At 65.6% G+C, this 19303-nt stretch carries 17 protein-coding genes; 9 read left to right on the plus strand and 8 right to left on the minus strand.

Features of this window, described 5'->3' with window-relative positions:
• The first annotated feature begins 20 nt into the window (after positions 1-20).
• The 9 genes from HAV18_RS27835 (at position 21) to HAV18_RS40210 (ending at position 8983) form a co-directional block, all read left to right on the plus strand.
• Entirely contained in the window at positions 21-659 is a 639-nt protein-coding gene (locus HAV18_RS27835; RefSeq protein WP_166962617.1) for a chromate transporter, read from the plus strand.
• Positions 656-1183, plus strand: coding sequence for a chromate transporter (locus HAV18_RS27840; RefSeq protein ID WP_166962619.1), 528 nt, complete (start codon positions 656-658; stop codon positions 1181-1183). The genes HAV18_RS27835 and HAV18_RS27840 overlap by 4 nt, the downstream gene beginning before the upstream one ends.
• A 57-nt stretch (positions 1184-1240) precedes the next feature.
• Positions 1241-1942 (plus strand): YoaK family protein, encoded by a 702-nt coding sequence (locus HAV18_RS27845; protein WP_166962621.1) that lies wholly within the window; start codon positions 1241-1243, stop codon positions 1940-1942.
• A 316-nt stretch (positions 1943-2258) separates the two neighbouring features.
• Positions 2259-3380, plus strand: coding sequence for a porin (locus HAV18_RS27850; protein WP_166962623.1), 1122 nt, complete (start codon positions 2259-2261; stop codon positions 3378-3380).
• 375 nt (positions 3381-3755) lie between these two features.
• Entirely contained in the window at positions 3756-3986 is a 231-nt protein-coding gene (locus HAV18_RS27855; protein ID WP_166962625.1) for a hypothetical protein, read from the plus strand.
• 243 nt (positions 3987-4229) lie between these two features.
• Positions 4230-5585 (plus strand): glutathione-disulfide reductase, encoded by a 1356-nt coding sequence (gor, locus tag HAV18_RS27860; RefSeq protein ID WP_166962626.1) that lies wholly within the window; start codon positions 4230-4232, stop codon positions 5583-5585.
• A gap of 108 nt (positions 5586-5693) precedes the next feature.
• On the plus strand, positions 5694-8096 hold the full coding sequence (locus tag HAV18_RS27865) for a DUF3274 domain-containing protein (protein WP_243771785.1): 2403 nt from the start codon (positions 5694-5696) through the stop codon (positions 8094-8096).
• 11 nt (positions 8097-8107) lie between these two features.
• Positions 8108-8821 carry a hypothetical protein gene (locus HAV18_RS27870; RefSeq protein ID WP_243771786.1) on the plus strand — a complete coding sequence of 238 codons (714 nt, stop codon included), beginning with the start codon at positions 8108-8110 and terminating at the stop codon, positions 8819-8821.
• Positions 8822-8860: 39 nt separating this feature from the next.
• The gene (locus HAV18_RS40210; protein WP_279573958.1) at positions 8861-8983 is read left to right on the plus strand and encodes a hypothetical protein; all 123 of its coding nucleotides are present in this window, start codon (positions 8861-8863) and stop codon (positions 8981-8983) included.
• 88 nt (positions 8984-9071) lie between these two features.
• On the opposite strand, the gene HAV18_RS27875 is transcribed toward HAV18_RS40210, so the two are convergent.
• From HAV18_RS27875 to HAV18_RS27910, 8 genes are all read right to left on the minus strand, one after another.
• A complete protein-coding gene (locus HAV18_RS27875; protein WP_166962630.1) occupies positions 9072-10373 on the minus strand; it encodes an FAD-binding oxidoreductase in 1302 nt (433 codons plus the stop codon).
• A 25-nt stretch (positions 10374-10398) separates the two neighbouring features.
• Positions 10399-11703: an FAD-binding oxidoreductase gene (locus HAV18_RS27880; protein ID WP_166962632.1), complete on the minus strand. Its 1305-nt coding sequence runs from the start codon at positions 11701-11703 to the stop codon at positions 10399-10401.
• Positions 11704-11815: 112 nt separating this feature from the next.
• Entirely contained in the window at positions 11816-13390 is a 1575-nt protein-coding gene (locus tag HAV18_RS27885) for a DUF3138 family protein (protein ID WP_166962634.1), read from the minus strand.
• Positions 13391-13506: 116 nt separating this feature from the next.
• Complete coding sequence (locus HAV18_RS27890; protein WP_166955215.1) at positions 13507-14346, minus strand: ABC transporter permease subunit; 840 nt, start codon at positions 14344-14346, stop codon at positions 13507-13509.
• Positions 14343-15329 carry an ABC transporter permease subunit gene (locus tag HAV18_RS27895; protein WP_166962636.1) on the minus strand — a complete coding sequence of 329 codons (987 nt, stop codon included), beginning with the start codon at positions 15327-15329 and terminating at the stop codon, positions 14343-14345. The genes HAV18_RS27890 and HAV18_RS27895 overlap by 4 nt, the downstream gene beginning before the upstream one ends.
• Before the next feature lie 10 nt (positions 15330-15339).
• Entirely contained in the window at positions 15340-16494 is a 1155-nt protein-coding gene (locus HAV18_RS27900; RefSeq protein WP_166962638.1) for an ABC transporter ATP-binding protein, read from the minus strand.
• 188 nt (positions 16495-16682) lie between these two features.
• Positions 16683-17798 (minus strand): polyamine ABC transporter substrate-binding protein, encoded by a 1116-nt coding sequence (locus HAV18_RS27905; RefSeq protein ID WP_166962640.1) that lies wholly within the window; start codon positions 17796-17798, stop codon positions 16683-16685.
• A gap of 61 nt (positions 17799-17859) precedes the next feature.
• Positions 17860-19302 (minus strand): aspartate aminotransferase family protein, encoded by a 1443-nt coding sequence (locus HAV18_RS27910; RefSeq protein ID WP_166962642.1) that lies wholly within the window; start codon positions 19300-19302, stop codon positions 17860-17862.
• Between the last annotated feature and the right edge of the window lies 1 nt (position 19303).

Raw genomic sequence — 19303 nt, forward strand, 5'->3', positions numbered from 1 at the left:
ACCGTTTAGTGAGGAGCACCATGCAATCCGTTTTTCCGCCTGCCGCCCCGCCGCCCGCCGCGGCGCCCCGCAGCGTCGGCCTCGCCGAGCTGTTCACCGGGTTCCTGTCGCTTGGCCTCATGTCGTTCGGCGGCGCGCTGCCGTTCGCGCGGCGCACCATCGTCGACGAGCGCAAGTGGCTCTCCGCCGACGAATTCACCGATCTGCTCGGGCTGTGCCAGTTCCTGCCGGGCGGCAACGTGATCAACCTGTCGGTGGCCGTCGGCATGCGCTTTCGCGGCGTGGCCGGCGCGTTCGCCGGCATTCTCGGGCTGATTGCGGGCCCGACGCTCGTCGTCGTCGCGCTCGGCGTGCTGTACGCGAAGACGCAGAACGATCCGCACGTGCAGCACCTGTTCTCGGGGCTCGCGGCCGCGGCCGCCGGGCTGCTCGTCGCGATGGCCGTCAAGGTCGCGAAGCCGCTGCGGCACGCACCTGCGGCGGCCGGCATCGCGGTGCTCGCGTTCGTCGCGATCGCGGTGCTGCGCATCCCGCTCTTGACCACGATGCTCGTGCTGACGCCCGTCAGCATCTGGCTCGCGTCGCGCCGCCGCGACGCAGGCACGCCGCAGCCGGCGCCGGCCGCGGCGCGCGACCCGCAGCAAGGAGGGCGGCCATGAGCGACACGCTGATCGCCATCGCGACGATCTTCAGTCAGCTGTCGCTGCTCGCGTTCGGCGGCGGCAACACGATCCTGCCGGAGATGCAGCGGCAGGTCGTCGATGTCCATCACTGGATGAGCGCGCACGAGTTCACCGCGCTGTTCGCGCTGGCCCAGGCGGCGCCCGGGCCGAACATGATGATCGTGTCGCTGGTGGGCTGGCACGTGGCCGGCTGGAGCGGGTTGCTGGTCGCGTCGCTCGCGAAGTTCGGGCCGTCGTCGCTCGTCACCGTGCTCGCGCTGCATGCGTGGGAGCGCTTTCGCGATCGGCCGTGGCGCCGCTACGTGCAGCAGGGGATGATGCCCGTCACCGCCGGGCTCGTCGCGGCGAGCGCGGTGCTGATCTCCGAGGCGTCGAACCGCACGGCGATCCAGTGGGGCATCACGGCCGCGTGCGCGGTGCTCGCGTGGCGCACGCGCATCCATCCGCTGTGGCTGCTCGCGGGCGGCGCGCTGATCGGGCTCACGGGCATCGGGCAGTAACCGGCTCAAACTGGCCGCCCGTGCGCCATACTGGCGCGAATCTACACGGGAGGCTCGATGGATCTCGACGGCGCCAGCCGCAATCTCACTGTCGCCGCGTTGCTGACGCTGTCCGGCGGCTACCTCGACGCGTACACGTATGTGGGCCACGGCCACGTGTTCGCGAACACGATGACCGGCAACGTCGCACTGCTCGGCATCAACGTGTCGGCCGGCGAATGGGCGGCCGCGCTGCACCACGTGCCGCCGCTCGGCGGTTTCGTGGTGGCGGTGTTCGTCGCGCACCTGCTCGGCCTCGCCGCGCAGCGCGGCTGGATGCGGCATACCGCATTCGCGAGCCTGCTCGTCGAGATCGCCTTTCTCGGCGTCGCCGCGAGCGGCCTCGTCGGCGCGTCGAGCGCATGGCTGATTCCGGGCATTTCGTTCGTCGCGACGCTGCAGACGCTGTCGTTCACCCATCTCGAGGAACTGTCGTACACGTCGGTGATGACGACCGGCAACCTGCGCCGCGCCGCGCAGAAGCTGTTCGTCGGGCTGATCCCGCGCTACGACGCGGGTGCGCTGCACGACTCGGCGCTGCTCGCGACGATCAGCTTCTGTTTCCTGGCCGGCGCGGTGGCCGGCGGCCTCGTCACGCGGCTCGTGCCGGAGCTCGCGCTGTGGGGCGCCGTGCTGCTGCTCGCCGGTGCGTTCGCGGAGATCCTCCGGCGTGCGTGGCGGCGGCGCGCGACGCACGGCGAGCCGCCGGCGGAGGCGTGACAGGGCATCCCGCCGGCGACCCCGGCCGCCTGCCTGTTCCCCTGCGCCCGCAGGGTGATGCTTACAGATCCGACATGCCGTAAGCCGCGTAGCCGGAGGATGCCGTGCGGCATCCGATGCCCGCCGGGTGCGCCTCGCCCGCGCAGCGTTGTGCGCGGGCGACAGTTCCGCCGTTACCGCGCATTTCAATTTCTTTCAACGATTGCACTCGTCATATGATTCAGCCCACATCGCGCGCGCCATGAACGTGAGCGATCGCCACCCGGCTGCGCACGCGGCCGGCCATGAATGGAGACACCTACAAAAAGGAAAGCTCATGAAGCAGACCACCCGACTCGCAGCCATCGCAGGGGGCGCCGCGCTCGCATTTGCCAGCCAGTACGCGGCCGCACAAAGCTCGGTCACGCTCTGGGGCGTCGCCGACGCCAGCATCCGTTACCTGACCAACGCCAATGCCAAGAACGACGGCCTGCTGTCGATGACCAACGGCGCGATCACGAACAGCCGCTTCGGCATCTACGGCACGGAAGACCTCGGCGGCGGCCTGAAGGCCGTGTTCAACCTCGAAAGCGGTGTGAACCTGCAGAACGGCGCATTCGCCGACAGCGGCCGCCTGTTCAACCGCGCAGCGTACGTCGGCCTGCAGAGCCCGTACGGCACGGTGACCCTCGGCCGCCAGAAGACGCCGCTGTTCGACCTGCTGTCGGATACCTACGATCCGCTGACGGTCGGCAACTACCTCGAAAACGCGTGGCTGCCGGTCGCACTCGGCGGCGGCCTGTATGCGGACAACCAGATCAAGTACACGGGCAAGTTCGAAGGCCTGACCGCGAAGGCGATGTACTCGACCGGTACCAACTACGAATCGACCGGCACCGGCGGCTTCTCGGGCCAGATCCCGGGCTCGCTCGGCAAGGGCAATGCGTGGGGCGTGTCGCTGTCGTACGTGATGGGCCCGCTCAGCATCGCGGCCGGTGCGCAGCAGAACAGCGACAACTCGGCGCGCAAGCAGACGATCTACCACGCGAACGTCGTGTATGCCTTCAGCAAGGCGAAGATCTACGCGGGCTACCTGCGCTCGAAGGACGACACGGGCTTCGTCGACAGCCTGCTCGCGCAGAAGACGATTCCGGTCGCGAAGGGCACCGGCCGGATCGACGACGGTCCGTTCGCGGGCGTGAGCTGGCAGGTCAGCGCGCCGCTGACGCTGACGGGCGCGTTCTACTACGACCATATGCGCAATGCGATGACCGAGAACGGCACGCTCGCAAGCGGCAACCGCTACGCGGTCGTCGGCATCGCCGAGTACGCGCTCAGCAAGCGCACGGAAGTCTACGGCACCGTCGACTTCAACAAGACGACCGGCGCGGCGAACGTCGAGCTGCCGGGTCGCAACAACCAGACCGGCATCGCGATCGGCCTGCGCAATATCTTCTGACGAACGTCGGAACGCATGTGCCGGCAGTCGTCCGGCATGCATCGAAGGGGCGCCGCGAGGTGCCTCTTTTTTTTCGTCACGCGACCTTCATACGCGCGCACGACTATTCGGCGAATGCTCCATCAGGAGACCCCCGCGCCGTAAGGGATCCGTCGGCAATCCAGAACATACTTTTACAGTACGCGCGAAGGCTTTCCGCTACGCTGCGTGCATCGCCCGCTGCGTGCCGTCAGGCCCGCGCGTGCGTCGTTCCGGTGGCGCTCGGCGAGCGCGGCCGGCCAGGTGCGTAACTTGTGTATCCGGTGATGACAATCGCGGTCTGCCGGTTTTTTTCGTGGGACGATGCGCTCACGATTTTCTTGAAAGGGGATGACGATGGGTATCCTGGACACCGTGGGTGAAATCGCTGGCGCAGTCGCAGCCGTTGAAGGCGCGGAAAAGCTGGATCCGGATGCGGGCCTGCTGACCAAGGCGGCGGCTGCCGTCGCCGGCTTCAAGGGCGCCGAGGCAGTCGAAGGTCTGCTCGAGAAGAAAAAGGAAGAGCAGCCCGAGCAGCAGGCGGACGACACGCAGGCGACGGACGGCAGCGACACGTCGCAGGCCTGAGCATGGCGGCTGGTCCGGCCGCGGGCGCGCCCTTCGCGCGCCGGGCGGACCGGTGCCGCGCAGCCGGCAGGTCGGGCATGCGGTCGATCGGTGACGCATGACACACCCGGCAGCTGGTTTGACCGGCGAGAGGCCACGTCTCTCGCCGTTTTTTATTGGGCGTGCGCCCGGCCGCGCCGTGCCCCGCACGAATCCCCGAATCTTGCTATCGTGCCTCCATCCGAACTGCGATGAGGCAATGCGATGGATTTCGACTACGACCTGTTCGTCATCGGCGCCGGCTCCGGCGGCGTGAGGCTCGCGCGGATGTCCGCGTCATACGGCGCACGCGTCGGCATAGCGGAAGAAGAGCAGATCGGCGGCACCTGCGTGCTGCGCGGCTGCATCCCGAAGAAACTGCTCGTCTACGCATCGCACTACCCGCACGAAGTCGAGGACGCGAAGGGCTTTGGCTGGACCTTCGGCGCCGGCACGCTCGACTGGCCCGCGCTGATCGCCGCGAAGGATCGCGAGATCAACCGGCTCAGCGACATTTACATCAACCTGCTGCGGCAATCGGGCGTCGAGATGCACGCGGGCCGCGCGACGCTCGTCGATGCGCACACCGTCGCAATCGGCGAACGCAGCATCCGCGCGCGGCATATCGCGATCGCGACCGGCTCGCGCCCGTCGTCGCCGGCGCGGCCCGGCATCGAGCACACGATCACGTCGCGCGAGGCGCTGTCGCTCGCGACGTGCCCCAAGCGCATCGCGGTGGTCGGCGGCGGCTATATCGCGGTCGAGTTCGCGGGCATCTTCAATGGCTTCGGCAGCCACGTCGACCTGTTCTATCGCGGCGAGAAGATCCTGCGCGGCTTCGACGACGACGTGCGCCAGTTCCTGACCGACGAGATGACGAAGCAGGGTGTCGCGATCCACGCGCGTGCGGTGGTCGAGTCGATTGAACGCGCGGACGACGGCACGCTGAGCGTGCGCGTCGGCGATGCGCGGCACGGGCCGTACGACCAGGTGCTCTATGCGACCGGCCGCGTGCCGAACGTCGACGGGCTCGGACTCGAACAGGCGGGCGTGATGCTCGACGCGCGCGGCGCAATTGCGGTCGACGCGTATTCGGCGACATCGGTGCCGTCGATCCACGCGATCGGCGACGTCACGTCGCGGCCGCAGCTCACGCCGGTGGCGACGCGCGACGGCGGGCTGCTCGCACGCACGCTGTTCGGCGGGTCGCGTGTCGCGGCGGATCATGCCTACGTGCCGTCGGCCGTGTTCAGCCAGCCCGAGGTCGCGACGGTCGGCCTGACCGAAGCCGACGCGCGTCACGCGCATGGCGAGGTCGACATCTACCGTACGTCGTTCAAGGCGCTGCGCCATACGTTGTCGGGTCGCGACGAGCGCACGCTGATGAAGCTCGTCGTCGCGCGCGACAGCCAGCGCGTGGTCGGCGCGCACATGGTCGGCCGCGATGCGGGCGAGATCATCCAGGGGATTGCAATCGCGATTCGCGCGGGGGCGACGAAGGCGCAGTTCGACGACACGATCGGTATTCATCCGACCGCGGCAGAGGAGTTCGTGACGATGCGGCAGAAGGTGGCCGACTAGCGAGCGGCGGGTCGCCGGCCGCGCATTCCCTTCGCATTCCGCTATCGCTCGTCCGGCGATGAATGCCGCCGTGTGCATCGCGCGTCGACGCGCGATGGGACGACAGCCATGCAGCAGCAATCGGGCGAATCGAGATCGGAGAAGCGCAGGCGCTGCAATCGCTCGGACCTGGTCCGTGCTAATTCATACGAGTCTGATTTCACTCTGTCCGCCGGGCGGTTAGGATTGCGCGGGTTGTCGTGCAAACGTTTGCCTGGAGGGCTCCTTGACTGCGAACACGGTCATTTCCGACGCGGCTGCACGCGCAGGCGTCAACATCCACCAGTTCTACAGCCTGGATCCTGCTGTGCTGCGGACATCTACGAGTTCGAAGGCGCGCACGGGATCGGGGAGCAGTTCACTCTCAGCGACGGCATCACCGGGCGGGCGGTTGCGAACCGGCCATACAAGATCCAGCTTGCCAATGGCCAGATTGTCGAGGGCATCACCAGCGACAAAGGCGAGACCTGGCTCAGCCGGCGGGATGTCGCCCAGGGCCTCAAGCTGCTGCTCGAGAAACACCAGGAAGGCTGTTTCATGACTGACGAAACCAACCAGCCAGACAATGCGGCCGACGGCGCAGATGCGCCGAAGCCCTATCAACACCCGTTTGCAACGCGCATCGTGCCGATGCAGCGCGATCATCTCGGGCAACCCTATTGGGAGTCCTATCACACGCCGAGCAGTTTCGAGGTGCGCGCCGAGTGCCGCATTCCTCCACATATTCCGGGCGTCATCATCTTCGTGCATGGCGTCAACTCTACGGGTGAGTGGTATGACGCGGCGGAACAGGGGCTGTGTGATGGCCTTAATGATCGGTTGCGGCGCACGGACGGAACGGCTCTTATACCCAACACATATACAGATGAGCCTGAACTGGATGGTGGGCCCAGGGTGCGCCGGATCAAAAAGAACGGACCCTCACCGGTGATTCGTTTCTACTGGGGTTACAGCGCGGAGCCCGGCACTGAACGCAACTGGCGCATCCCGATGCGCAACCCGCGCGGTTTCGATGCATGGACCCCTGCGTGCACGAACGAGAAAGGTCCGTGGTATTGGGGTGGCGGCCCCTTCCAGAACGGCACCAACAACTTGCAGCAGGTATGGAGCGAAGCAGGCTTCAAACGTCATGTGCTCGGATTCGACATGGAGGCGTTGAACACCGAAGCCGATCGTCAGTTGCAGGATGCGCCGCCGCGTACGTACTACGCACACGCAGCCCAAAGACTGGCCGACTTGATCGACCGGATACGCAACGAATGCCCGCGCGATACGGTGACGGTGATGTCGCACAGCCAGGGCACCATGATTGCGCTGGCGGCGACAGCCTTATGCAAAGCGCGCGCGCCCGATGCGCTGTTCGTGATGAACTCGCCGTACGCCCTCGATGACAAGATCACCGATGCATTGGCCTGCGGTGCGGAGCGCCCCACTCCCGAAGCGCGCGTCGGTACCTTCCGGAACATCGCAAACCGGATCAAGCAGGACAAGCGCGAGATGACCGAGGCGCGGATGAAGCAGCTTCAGTGCGGCGCATCCGAGGACATGGATTTCTGGCGGCCTGACAACCAGCGAAAGTCCGGCGTGCATGAGCGTGACAATCACGGCCGGCTGTATGTGTACTTCACGCCGCACGATCGCGTGATGGGTGCGGTACCGCTGCAAAGCATCGGCTGGCAGGGCGTGGACGACACGTTGCTCGACGAGTTGGGCGATACCGTCAAGCAGCGCATGCTGGCGCGCGGTACGCCGGTGGGCGACGTACCGGGCGTGAAGAAATTCGGGACGTTGCCACCGACACCCGAGGACAAGCTCGTAGCCGGCGCGAAGCCGACCGATTTCTGGAATGGAAACCGGGATATTTTCACGCCGCTCGTGAAACTGTGGGCGGTACCGCATCCCGACAAAACCGTGACGATCAACGCCGAAGAAGTGCCGGATCCGGTCACGGCGGACGAGATGCGGCAGTTCGAAAACGCACGTAAAGGGGTCGATGAAATGGGCAAGTGGATTCCCGATCCCAATGATCCCAACACCGGGAGCTACGCTGACCCCGACTACCGTTATATGCGCTCGATTTACCAGCCGGAGCGCACCGTGACGACCGAGGACATTTATACCTCCAGGCGCACGACTCGGCCCGAGACCCAGGACGAGATGCTGCAACGACTCGACACCTATCGCGCCGAGCCGACCAATCACAGCACGTTGCCGCAGCACCAGGCATTCATGCGCCGCGTGGTGGCTTACGACCTGCCAGTCGGTTTCTGTGATGCGTATGAGAAGCCGGCACTCCGGAACCGCCTGATGAAATTGGCTGACTGGACGCAGGGCTATGACGATTACTTTGAAAGAGGTGTCCCTCGGAACATCGTCAAACCGTCGTATATCGATTGGGAAACGGTTGCTGACGAACAAAGCAAGACCGAAGCCGAACGACTTCGGCAACAGCAATGGAAAGGGGGCGCGTAATGAGATACGTCATGACCATAATCGTGCTGATCGTTCTTGTGCAGGGGTGTACGGCGCAGACGCCGCGGCATTCGAGCTTCGGACTCGGAGATTTCATGAGTTCAACGATCAAGGAGTTGCCGTATGACTCGCCGCCCCAGGTCATCTACCGAATCGATGACCACCGCTTTGTTACGCTGGAACGTTACCGGGACTGTCATCACGGGGAATCGTATTACAACGATACGCGTGCTGGAATCCGAAAGTATCTGGGGCGAGGCATGTTTGAGAATTTCCAGGGGCGTATCGTTAATGCGGATCTGACTGGAAGGAATATTGTTTTGCCACTTGCCTATCCAAAGGGATTGATTTGCGGAAATGGTGAAAAAGGTTGCGTGGTGCCATTCTGGTATTCGACGGATGGCGGTAAGACTTTTGCCACGAAGGTTTACATGGATCACAGCTTTGACGCCTTCGAGGATTCGAAGAAATATACAGTGGTAGTTACAAGCGACAGCGCCTTCATTTCCAAGAGAATCAGTGAAACGGTAAACGCGGTTGACACTGACCGTTATCCGCTCATTCCTGGTTTTGTATATGGGACAGGCCCGCTGCCCTCAGGTAAGCGTATTGAGTTTGACGCGAAGATTCCCGGCAATCTTCGCACGCCCTCCGGCCAGGACCGCATCACCTGCGATGCATCGATCCAGCCGACGAACCCCGACGCGCCGCTGGTACCCCAGTGACGCGCGAGCGTTCACCGCGCGTCAAACAAGACCATCATCATGAAAGCACCCGTAGGCGATGCGTCGAGGTCCGTCTGCGGAGTGAGCTATGCAGGCTACGGGGAGTGGATCGAGCGGGTCGACTGGTGGAATTTCCAGTGCCGCAGCGAGCGGGCCGAGTGACGGCAATGAGCGCAGGCCCACGTGGTTGGTCGTATCGCCAGATTCTTCGACGATGCAACGAAATTCTCGCCCGGTTCGCCGCGCCCGCTCAATGCATGCCGAACGCGTCCAGCAGCCGATACCAGCTCATCGCGAGCACGAGCGCCGGCGTGCGCAAGGCCTCGCCGCCCGGGAAGTCGCGATGCCGGATCTTGTCGAACAGGTCGAAGCGGCTCGCCTGTCCGTTGATCGCTTCGGCGATCAGCTTGCCCGCGAGCGCGGTCGTGTTCACGCCGTGCCCCGAAAACCCCTGCGCGAAGTACATCGTCGGCGCGATGCGGCCGAAGTGCGGCGCGCGGTTCATCGTGATGTCGACGAAGCCGCCCCATGCATAGTCGACCTTCACGTCCGCCAGTTGCGGGAACGTCTTCAGCATGTCCGCGCGCATCGCCGCGGCGAGGTCGCGCGGCTCCCGCGTCGAATAGCTGACCTTGCCGCCCCACACGAGCCGGGTGTCGGGCGCCGGCCGGAAATAGTCGAGCACGAAGCGGCTGTCGCAGATCGCCGCGCGTGCGGGCATCAGCGCGGCGGCGCGGGCTTCACCGAGCGGCTCGGTCGCGATCACGTAGGTGCCGACCGGCATGATCTTCTTCGACAGCGCGGGCGCGAGCGTGCCGACATAGGTGTTGCACGCGAGCACGACGAAGCGCGCGCGCACGTTGCCGCCGCTCGTCTCGACGACATGGCCGCCCGCGACGTCGAGCACGCGCGTCACGCAGCTGTCCTCGTGGATGCGTACGCCCGCATCGGTCGCCGCACGCGCGAGGCCGAGCGTGTAGTTGAGCGGATGGAGGTGGCCGCTGTCCGGGTCGTACAGGCCGCCGCAATAGCGCTCGGACTGCACGTAGTCGCCGAGTTCCTCGGCTTCGACGAAATGAAAGCGGTCGTAGCCGAAGCGTTTCGCGGCTTCGTCGCGCCAGCGCTTCAGCGAATCGGCGTCGCGCTCGGTGTTCGCGGCGGTCAGGTAGCCGGGCACCAGCGCGCAGTCGATGTCGTGCTGCGCGATGCGCGACTTCACGAGCGACAGCGTTTCGAGCCCCATGTCCCAGATGCGCTTCACGTCGCCTTCCGGCATGAACTGCCCGAACGTGTCGATGTCGCACGCAAAGCCGCCGATCAGCTGGCCGCCGTTGCGGCCGCTCGCCGCCCATCCGACCCGCGACGCTTCGAGCACGGTCACCGAATGGCCGCGCTCGGCAAGGTTGAGCGCGGCGGACAGGCCCGTGAGGCCCGCGCCGATCACGCACACGTCGGCATCGATCGTGCCGGCGAGCGGCGCGTGGCGGGTCGTATCGTTGGCGGTCGCCGCGTAGTAGGACGCGACGTGCGGCTGGTTGGCGAATGTCTGCATGGTCAGGAGAACGGAGAAAGTAGGCTCAGAACAGCTCGCGCACGCGGTGGTACAGCATCCCGAGTTCGAGCGCGGGCTGCCGCCAGGCGTCGCCGCCGGGGAAACGCCGGTGGCGCATGCTTGCGAACAGGTCGAACGCATGCGTGTCGCCCGCGATCGCGCCGGCGACCGCGCGTCCGGCGATGCCGGTGAGCGCGACACCGTGCCCGCTGAAGCCCTGGACGTAGAAGAAGTTCGGATCGAGCGCGCCGAAGTCCGGCGCGCGGTTGCGCGTGACGTCGACGAAGCCGCCCCATGCGTGGTCGACGCGCACGTCGCCGAGCTGCGGGAACACGCCGACCATGCGCCGCCGGATCGTTTCGGCGAGCGTGGCGGGCGACGCGCCGGCCGAATTCGCGCGGCCGCCGAACAGCATCCGGTGGTCGGCCGACAGCCGGAAGTAGTCGAGGAAGAAGTTGTTGTCGCACACGGCTTCGCGCTGCGCGATCAGCGCGTCTGCACGTGCCTGGCCGAGCGGCTCGGTCGCGATGATGTACGACGCGATCGGCGCAATGCGGGCAGCCGTCGCGGCCGGCAGCACGCCACCGGGGCCCGCGTTGCAGCACGATACGACGAAGCGGCAGCGCACGTCGCCCGACGGCGTGCGCACGACCGGCCGCGCGCCGCGCACGATGTCGAGCGCGGGCGTATGCGCATACAGCGCGACGCCTTCGCGGCGCGCGGCCTCGGCGAGGCCGAGGCAGTACTTGAGCGGATGCAGGTGACCGGACAGCGGATCGTGCACGCCGGCCAGGTAACGCGTCGATGCGATGCGTGCGTGGATCGCGCCGGTGTCGAGCCAGGCGAGCGATGGATGGCCCCAGCGTGACGTCGCGGCGTCCATCCACGCGCGCAGGTCGTCGATGCGGCGCGGCTTCGTCGCGACCGTCAGGTAGCCGCGCGTGAAGTCGCAGTCGATCCCGTAACGTGCGATCCGCTCGGCGATCAGCGCGACGCCGTCGAGCGACAGCGACCACGCGGCGCGTGCACCGTCGGCGCCGAGCTGCCGCTCGATTTCCTCATCCTTCGCGAAGCCGGTGATGGCCTGGCCGCCGTTGCGGCCCGACGCGCCCCAGCCGGGCCGGTGCGCATCGATCACCGCGACGGTGAGCCCGCGCGCGCGGCAGTCGAGCGCCGTCGACAGGCCCGCGAAGCCGGCGCCGATCACGCACACGTCCACATCGATCGTGTCGTCGAGCGCGGGATCGTCCACGGCGGGGCGCACGGCCGTCGCCTCGTAGTACGAGTCGCGCGCGAGCGCATCGGCGCGGCGGGTGAAAGACTGCGTCATCAGACCGACTCCCTCGTTGCGGCTGGAACGCGATGCGTGCTGCATCGTGTTCCAGCCGGTAAAAACGGCGCGGGACGCCGTGCGCGCGGCACGGCGCCCCGCGTGTGCTGCATCAGAACGAATAGATGAACTGCGTCGCGAGCAGGTCGTTGGACTTGCTGTACGAACCGTCGTTGCGCAGGAACACCTTGTTGTTCGCCCAGTCGTGCCGGTATTCGACCTTCACGGTGATCTGCTGGGTCGGATAGAACAGCAGGTCGAGCGCAACGTCCTGACGGATCGCGCCCTTGCACTCGAAGCCGAGGCCACCGCCGGCCTTCGACGTCGCGAGGCAATCCGAATCGACGCCGAAGCCGTTGTTCGGATCCATCCCGTTGCCGTTCAGCGAGATGCCGCCGCCGCCGCCGCCGTTCTTGCTGTTCACGAGTGCATCGTAGCGCAGCGTGACGCCCATGCGGCCGACCACCGGCGCGTTGAACTTGCGGTGCGCGAGCAGCGACAGGCCGTACCACTGCGCGAGTCCACCGTTGTACGCCGCATGCTGCTGCTGGCCGTAGTCGAGTTCCGCGTTGTACTGGATGTCGGCGAGCGTGTAGGTCGCGTCGGCTTCCGCGAAGAAGAACGTGCCGTATCCGCTCGGCGATGCGCCGCCGGGGCCGTAGTGGACGACGCCGTTGCTGTCGATCGCGCTCGACAGCGTCTGGCGGCCGATGTTGAACGATCCGCCGAGGTCGAGCGCGCTCGACCACGTGTAGTCCGCACGGGCGGTGAAGGTCGGCACCTTGTTGCTGGTCGTGATCGGGTCGCCGAGCGCATTGGTGCCGGTCTGCGTGACCGAGCCGTACGTGCGGTACTGCTCGTTGCCGACGAAGAACTTCCACGCCCAGTTGCCCTTCGTGTAGTTCGCACCGGCACCGATGTAGCTGCCCGGATCGGAGAAGTCGTACAGCAGGTTGTGCGTGAGCGTGAGCATCTGGTTCGACTGCTGCACCTCGTAGCCGCCGAAGCTCGGGATCAGGCCGGCCACGAGCGTCGTCTCGGCCGTGATCGGCACGTTGACGACCGCCGTGTTCAGGATGTTGTTGCCGATGTTGCCGCGCGAGTTCTGCAGCAGCGTGATGCCGTTGCCGCGGTTCGGCATCAGCGTGATTTCCGCCGACGGCGCCATCGGGCCGACGCCGAACGTCTTCTTGATGTCGAGGTAGAGATCGCCGAACGTGCTGTTGAAGTAGTTGTATGCGCTCTCGTGGTTCGCGAACAGGAACGACGACGTGCCGGCCGCGCGGTTGTAGATGTAGGTCGGGTCGATGTAACCCGTCACCGACAGGCCGGCGAGCGGGCCCGTGTTGGCCGCGTCCGTCAGCGAGTCGACCTTCAACTGCTGGTTCGCGATCTGCTGCTTCATTTCGCCGACTTCGTCGTTGGTCAGCGTCGCCTGCGCCTTGCCGTAATCCGGCGAGCTCGGGTCGACGGCCACCGCGACCGGCGCTACTCCGGCCTTCGTGCCGGCCGTCGCGACCGTGGCGCCGCCCGGCTTCGCCGAGAGCTGCGCCTGCATCGCCTTCATCTGTTTCTGCAGCGCCGCGACCTGCGCCTGCAGCGCCTTGATCTCGGCGGATGTCGAGTCGGCCAGCGCGATGCCCGGCAACGCGCCGGCCACCAGCAGGCAGATCAGTTTCTTCTTCATTGCGGATTCTCCTTGTCGTGCGCCTGTCGATACGGAATCGAATCGCGCGCCCCCCCTGGGGCAGCGCGCCTTGCTTGTCTGCAGTGCTTGTTATCGATGAAACGGAAAGGGAAGGGTCACGCCACCGCGAACGCCGCCTTCATGTCGGCCACCCGGCGCCGTTCGCGCGCGATCATCATCCGGTTCACGACGATCACGCCGATCGTCACGGCCGTGATGAACAGCGTCGCCAGCGCGTTCATCTCCGGGTTCAGCCCCAGCCGCACACGCGAGAACACCACCAGCGGCAGCGTCGTCGACCCAGGCCCCGACAGGAACGCCGACAGCACCAGATCGTCGATCGACAGCGTGAACGACAGCAGCCACCCCGACAGCAGCGCCTGCGAGATCAGCGGCAGCGTCACCACGAAGAACACCTTCAGCGGCGTCGCGCCCAGGTCGAGCGCCGCTTCCTCCAGCGACTTGTTCATCTCCTTCACGCGCGACTGCACGATGATCGCCACGTACGACACGCACAGCATCACGTGGCCGATCCAGATCGTCAGCATCCCGCGGCCCTTCGGCCAGCCGAACATCTGCTCCAGCGCAACGAACAGCAACAAGAGCGAGATGCCCTGGATCACTTCCGGAATCACCAGCGGCGCGTTGATCATCCCCGTGTACAGCGTGAAGCCCTTGAAGCGGCCGAAGCGCGCGAGCACGAAACCCGCCCACGTGCCGATCACGACCGACGCGGTCGCCGTCAGCAGGCCGATCTTCAGCGACAGCCATGCGGCGGTCAGCAGCTCGTCGTCGTCCAGCAGCGCGCTGTACCACTTCAGCGAGAAGCCCGACCACACCGTCACCAGCTTCGACTCGTTGAACGAGTACACGATCAGGCTGATGATCGGGATGTACAGGAACAGGAAGCCGAAGGCGAGAACGCCCGTCGACAGCGGTTTGCTCGGCTTGATCATTTCGCGTCCTCCAGTTCCTTGACCTGGTAGTACTGGAACAGCGCCATCGGCACCAGCAGCAGCATCACCATCGCGACCGTCACCGCGGACGCCATCGGCCAGTCCATGTTGTTGAAGAATTCATCCCACATCACGCGGCCGATCATCAGCGTGTCGGCGCCGCCCAGCAGTTCCGGAATCACGTACTCGCCCACCGCCGGGATGAACACCAGCAGGCTGCCGGCGATGATCCCGTTCTTCGACAGCGGCAGCGTGATCCGCGTGAACGCGACCCACGGCTTCGCGCCCAGGTCGTACGCGGCTTCGAGCAGCGTGAGGTCCATCTTCACGAGGTGCGCGTACAGCGGCATCACCATGAACGGCAGGTACGAATAGACCATCCCGATGTAGACACCCGCGTCGCTGTGATAGAGGCGCAGCGGCGTGTGGATGATGCCCAGCGCGATCAGCGTGTGGTTCAGCAGGCCGTCATCCTTCAGGATGCCGATCCATGCGTACACGCGGATCAGGAACGACGTCCAGAACGGCAGCATCACGGCCATCATCAGCACGTTGCGGCGGTTCGGTTCCGAGCGCGCGATGTAGTACGCCATCGGGTAACCGATCAGCAGGCACAGCACCGTCGATACGGCGGCCATCTTCAGCGAGCTGAGGTAGGTCGCGATGTACAGGTCGTCCTGCAGCAGGAACGCGTAGTGCGACAGCTGCAGCGCGAAGTGCACGACGCCGTCCTTGAACTCGACGAGCGACGTGTACGGCGGAATGCCCATCACCTGGTCGGCGAAGCTGATCTTCAGCACCAGCACGAACGGCAGCGCGAAGAACACCGCGAGCCACACGAACGGCACGCCGATCGCGACGCTGCGGCCCGACGGCAGGAAGCGCGACAGCAGCGCGAAGCGGCCCGGGCGGGCCCGGCCGGCGCCGGTGCTCGCGGCGCCGGACGACACCGGCGCGGACGGAGTGGAAGCAGAGGTTCTCATCGTGGCGTCCTCATTGCGTCAGCACGACGCCGCTCGCCGGCGACCACGACACGAACACGTCGTCGTTCCACGCCGGAGCCGTATCGCTCATCAGGTGCGAGCTCGACAGGTTCGACACGACCGTCTTGCCGCTCGGCAAGCGCACGTGGTACAGCGAGTAGCTGCCCATGTACGCGATGTCGGTCACGACGCCGCGCGCCCAGTTGTGTTTCGAACCGGGCTTCTCACGCGACACGTGGATGCGTTCCGGACGCACCGAGATGCCGACCGGCATCCCGAGCGGGCCCGTGATGCCGTGGCTCACGTACATGCGCGCTTCGAGGTCGTCGCTCTCGACGAAGATGTGATCGGGCTCGTCCTCGACCACGCGGCCTTCGAACAGGTTGGTCGAGCCGATGAATTCGGCCGAGAAGCGGCTGTTCGGGAATTCGTAGACTTCGCCCGGCGCGCCGATCTGCACGATCTTGCCTTCGCTCATCACCGCGAGGCGGCTCGCCATCGTCATCGCCTCTTCCTGGTCGTGCGTGACCATCACGCAGGTCACGTCGACCTTCTCGATGATGTTCACGAGTTCGAGCTGGGTTTTCTGGCGGATCTTCTTGTCGAGCGCGGACATCGGCTCGTCGAGCAGCAGGAGCTTCGGGCGCTTGACCAGCGAACGCGCGAGCGCGACGCGCTGCTGCTGGCCGCCTGAAAGTTGATGCGGCTTGCGCTGCGCGTACTTGCTCATCTGCACGAGCGCGAGCGCGTCGGCTACGCGTTCCTTGATCTCGTTCTTCGGCGTGCCTTCCTGCTTCAGGCCGAACGCGACGTTCGATTCGACCGTCATGTGCGGGAACAGCGCATACGACTGGAACATCATGTTCACCGGGCGGCGGTACGGCGGCAGCGATGCGAGGTCCTCGCCGTCGACGAAGATCTTGCCGGAGGTGGCCGTCTCGAGCCCGGCGAGCATGCGCAGCAGCGTGGACTTGCCGCAGCCCGAGCTGCCGAGCAGCGCGAACAGTTCGTTCTTCGCGATCGTCAGGTTCACGTTGTCGACGGCCGTGCTGTCGCCGAATTTCTTCACGACGTTTTCGATGCGCACGAAGGCGTCGTTTTGCGTACGGGCCGCGGTGGCCGGTTGGGTCTGTCGTGCAGCAGCGGAAGAGGGTATCGATTGCATGGGATTCACCATTCGTTCTTCACGGATTGCAGGCGTGAGCGCTCCCGCGCGAGGCGCGCAATGCGACTCACGGACAACGGCTCGGGCCGGATGGAACAGTGCGCGCGGCGCGCGCGAGCGGACGGAGGTCCGCGGATCTCAGGCGGGCAGGCGTGAAGCGATACCTGCGCCGCCGGAATGCTTGGCGATCAGTGGCCGGTCTTCAGTTGGGCCCACAGGCGGTTCTGGAGACGCAGGATGTCGGCCGGCATCGGCTTCATCAGCACCATCTTCTTCAGCACGTCTTCGGGCGGGTAGACGGTCGGATCCTGTGCGACGCCCGGCGTGACGAACTGGTGCGCGGCCTTGTTCGCGGTCGGGTAGAACACCGTGTTGGTGATCGCCGCGTTGACCTTCGGATCGGATACGTAGTTGATCCACTTCAGTGCGGCCTCGGGGTGCGGTGCATCCTTCGGGATCACCATCACGTCGAACCACAGCAGGCCGCCTTCCTTCGGGTTCGAGAACTTGATGTCGTACGAACGCTTCGCTTCGGCCGAGCGGCGATGCGCGATGCCGACGTCGCCCGACCAGCCGAGCGCGACGCACACGTCGTTGTTCGCGAGGTCGTTGATGTAGCCGGACGAGTTGAACTGGGTGATGTACGGGCGGACTTTCTTCAGGACTTCGAAGGCAGCCTGGTAATCGCCGGGGTTCTTGCTGTTCGGATCCTTGCCCATGTACTGCAGCGTCGCGGCGAACACGTCGACGGCCTGGTCGAGGAACGACACGCCGCAGCCCTTCAGCTTTTCCATGTTGGCCGGGTCGAACACCAGCGCCCAGCTGTCGACCGGCGCCTTGTCGCCGAGTGCCTTCTTCACCGCCTGCGCGTTGTAGCCGATGCCGTCCGTGCCGTAGGCCCAGGGCACGCCGTACTGGTTGCCCGGATCGGCATCCGAGATCATCTTCATCAGCAGCGGGTCGAGGTTCGCGAGGTTCGGCAGCTTCGACTTGTCGAGCTTCTGGTACACGCCGGCCTGGATCTGCTTGGCCATGTAGTTCGACGTCGGCACGACGATGTCGTAACCCGAACTGCCGGCAAGCAGCTTCGCCTGAAGCGTGTCGTCACTGTCGTAGTTGTCGTACTTGACGTGGATACCCGTTTGCTTCTGGAAGTTCGGGATCGTGTCCGGTGCGATGTAGTCGGACCAGTTGTAGACGTTCAGGTCCTCGGCATGCGCCGACGGACTGGCGACTGACGTGAACGCTGCCGCGGCGGCAAGGGCGGCAACAGAACAGGCTTGGCGAAGAAAGCAGGCACGCATGGTGGAATTCCCCTGGTTATGGCAGCGTGCGGCGCCCGCCGCACGCCTGTAGGCAAAGCCGTTACGAAATACCCAGTTGCTGGGCGGTTGCATCGACGGCCTTCTTTGCCTTCGACACGAGTTCATCGATTTCCTGGCGCGTGATCACGAGCGGCGGCGACAGCAGCATCCGGTCGCCGGTCGCACGCATGATCAGGTTGCCGTTGAAGCAGAAGTCGCGGCAGATCGTGCCGACGTCGCCGCCGTTCGCGAAGCGGCGGCGATCGGCCGGCGATTCGGCGAGCTGCAGGCTCGCGACGAGGCCGTGGCCATGCACCTCGCCGACGATGGGGTGACGCGCGAAGGTCTCGCGCATCAGCGCCTGGAAGTACGGGCCCGTGTCGTTCTTCACGCGTTCGACGATCCCTTCGTCGCGCAGCAGCTTCAGGTTCGCGACCGCGACGGCCGCGGCGACCGGGTGGCCCGAGTACGTGAGGCCGTGGTTGAATTCGCCGTTGTCGATGATCGGCCGCGCCACGCGTTCGTGAATGCCGACGGCCCCCATCGGCACGTAGCCCGACGTGAGGCCCTTCGCCATCGTGATCAGGTCCGGCTCGAAGCCGAAGTGCTGGTGTGCGAACCATTCGCCGGTGCGCCCGAAGCCGCCGATCACTTCGTCGGCGACGAGCAGGATGTCGTACTTGCGGCAGATCCGCTGGATTTCCGGCCAGTACGTCGACGGCGGGAAGATCACGCCGCCCGCGCCCTGGAACGGCTCGCCGATGAATGCCGCGACATTCTCCGCGCCGAGTTCGAGGATCTTCGCCTCGAGCTGCTGCGCGCGTGCGAGGCCGAATGCTTCCGGCGTTTCGCCGGCCGCCGCTTCGCCGAAGAAATACGGCTGGTCGATGTGCACGATGTTCTCGACCTTCGACGGCATCTGCTCGTGCATGTAGCCCATCCCGCCGAGCGTGCCGCCGGCGATCGTCGAGCCGTGGTAGCCGTTCTTGCGCGAGATCACGAACTTCTTCTGCGGCTGGCCCTGCACGCGCCAGTACTGGTGCACGAGGCGCAGTACGGTGTCGTTGCCTTCCGAGCCGCTGTTGCAATAGAAAAAATGATTGAAGCCGGCCGGCGTCACTTCCGCGAGCATCGCGGAGAGTTCGATCACCGGCGGGTGCGTGGTCTTGAAGAACGTGTTGTAGAACGGCAGTTCCTGCAGCTGGCGATACGCTGCGTCGGCAAGTTCCTTGCGGCCGTAGCCGACGTTCACGCACCAGAGGCCGGCCATCCCGTCGATGACCTTGTTGCCGTCCGAGTCCCACAGGTAGACGCCGTCAGCCTTCACGATCACGCGGCTGCCGGCGCGGTTCAGTGCGCCCATGTCCGAGAACGGGTGGATGTGGTGCGCGGCATCGAGCGCGCGGTATTCGGCGGTCGAGCGCGCCTGCGTCGCGCGCGGTGCGGCAGCCGGCGCGCTCGGCGCGGCGGGCTGGATCCAGGCAGATTCGTTGCGATAAGTCATG

It is taken from the genome of Burkholderia sp. D-99 (genome assembly GCF_011605345.1).
In the GTDB taxonomy this organism is placed as follows: Bacteria; Pseudomonadota; Gammaproteobacteria; order Burkholderiales; family Burkholderiaceae; genus Burkholderia.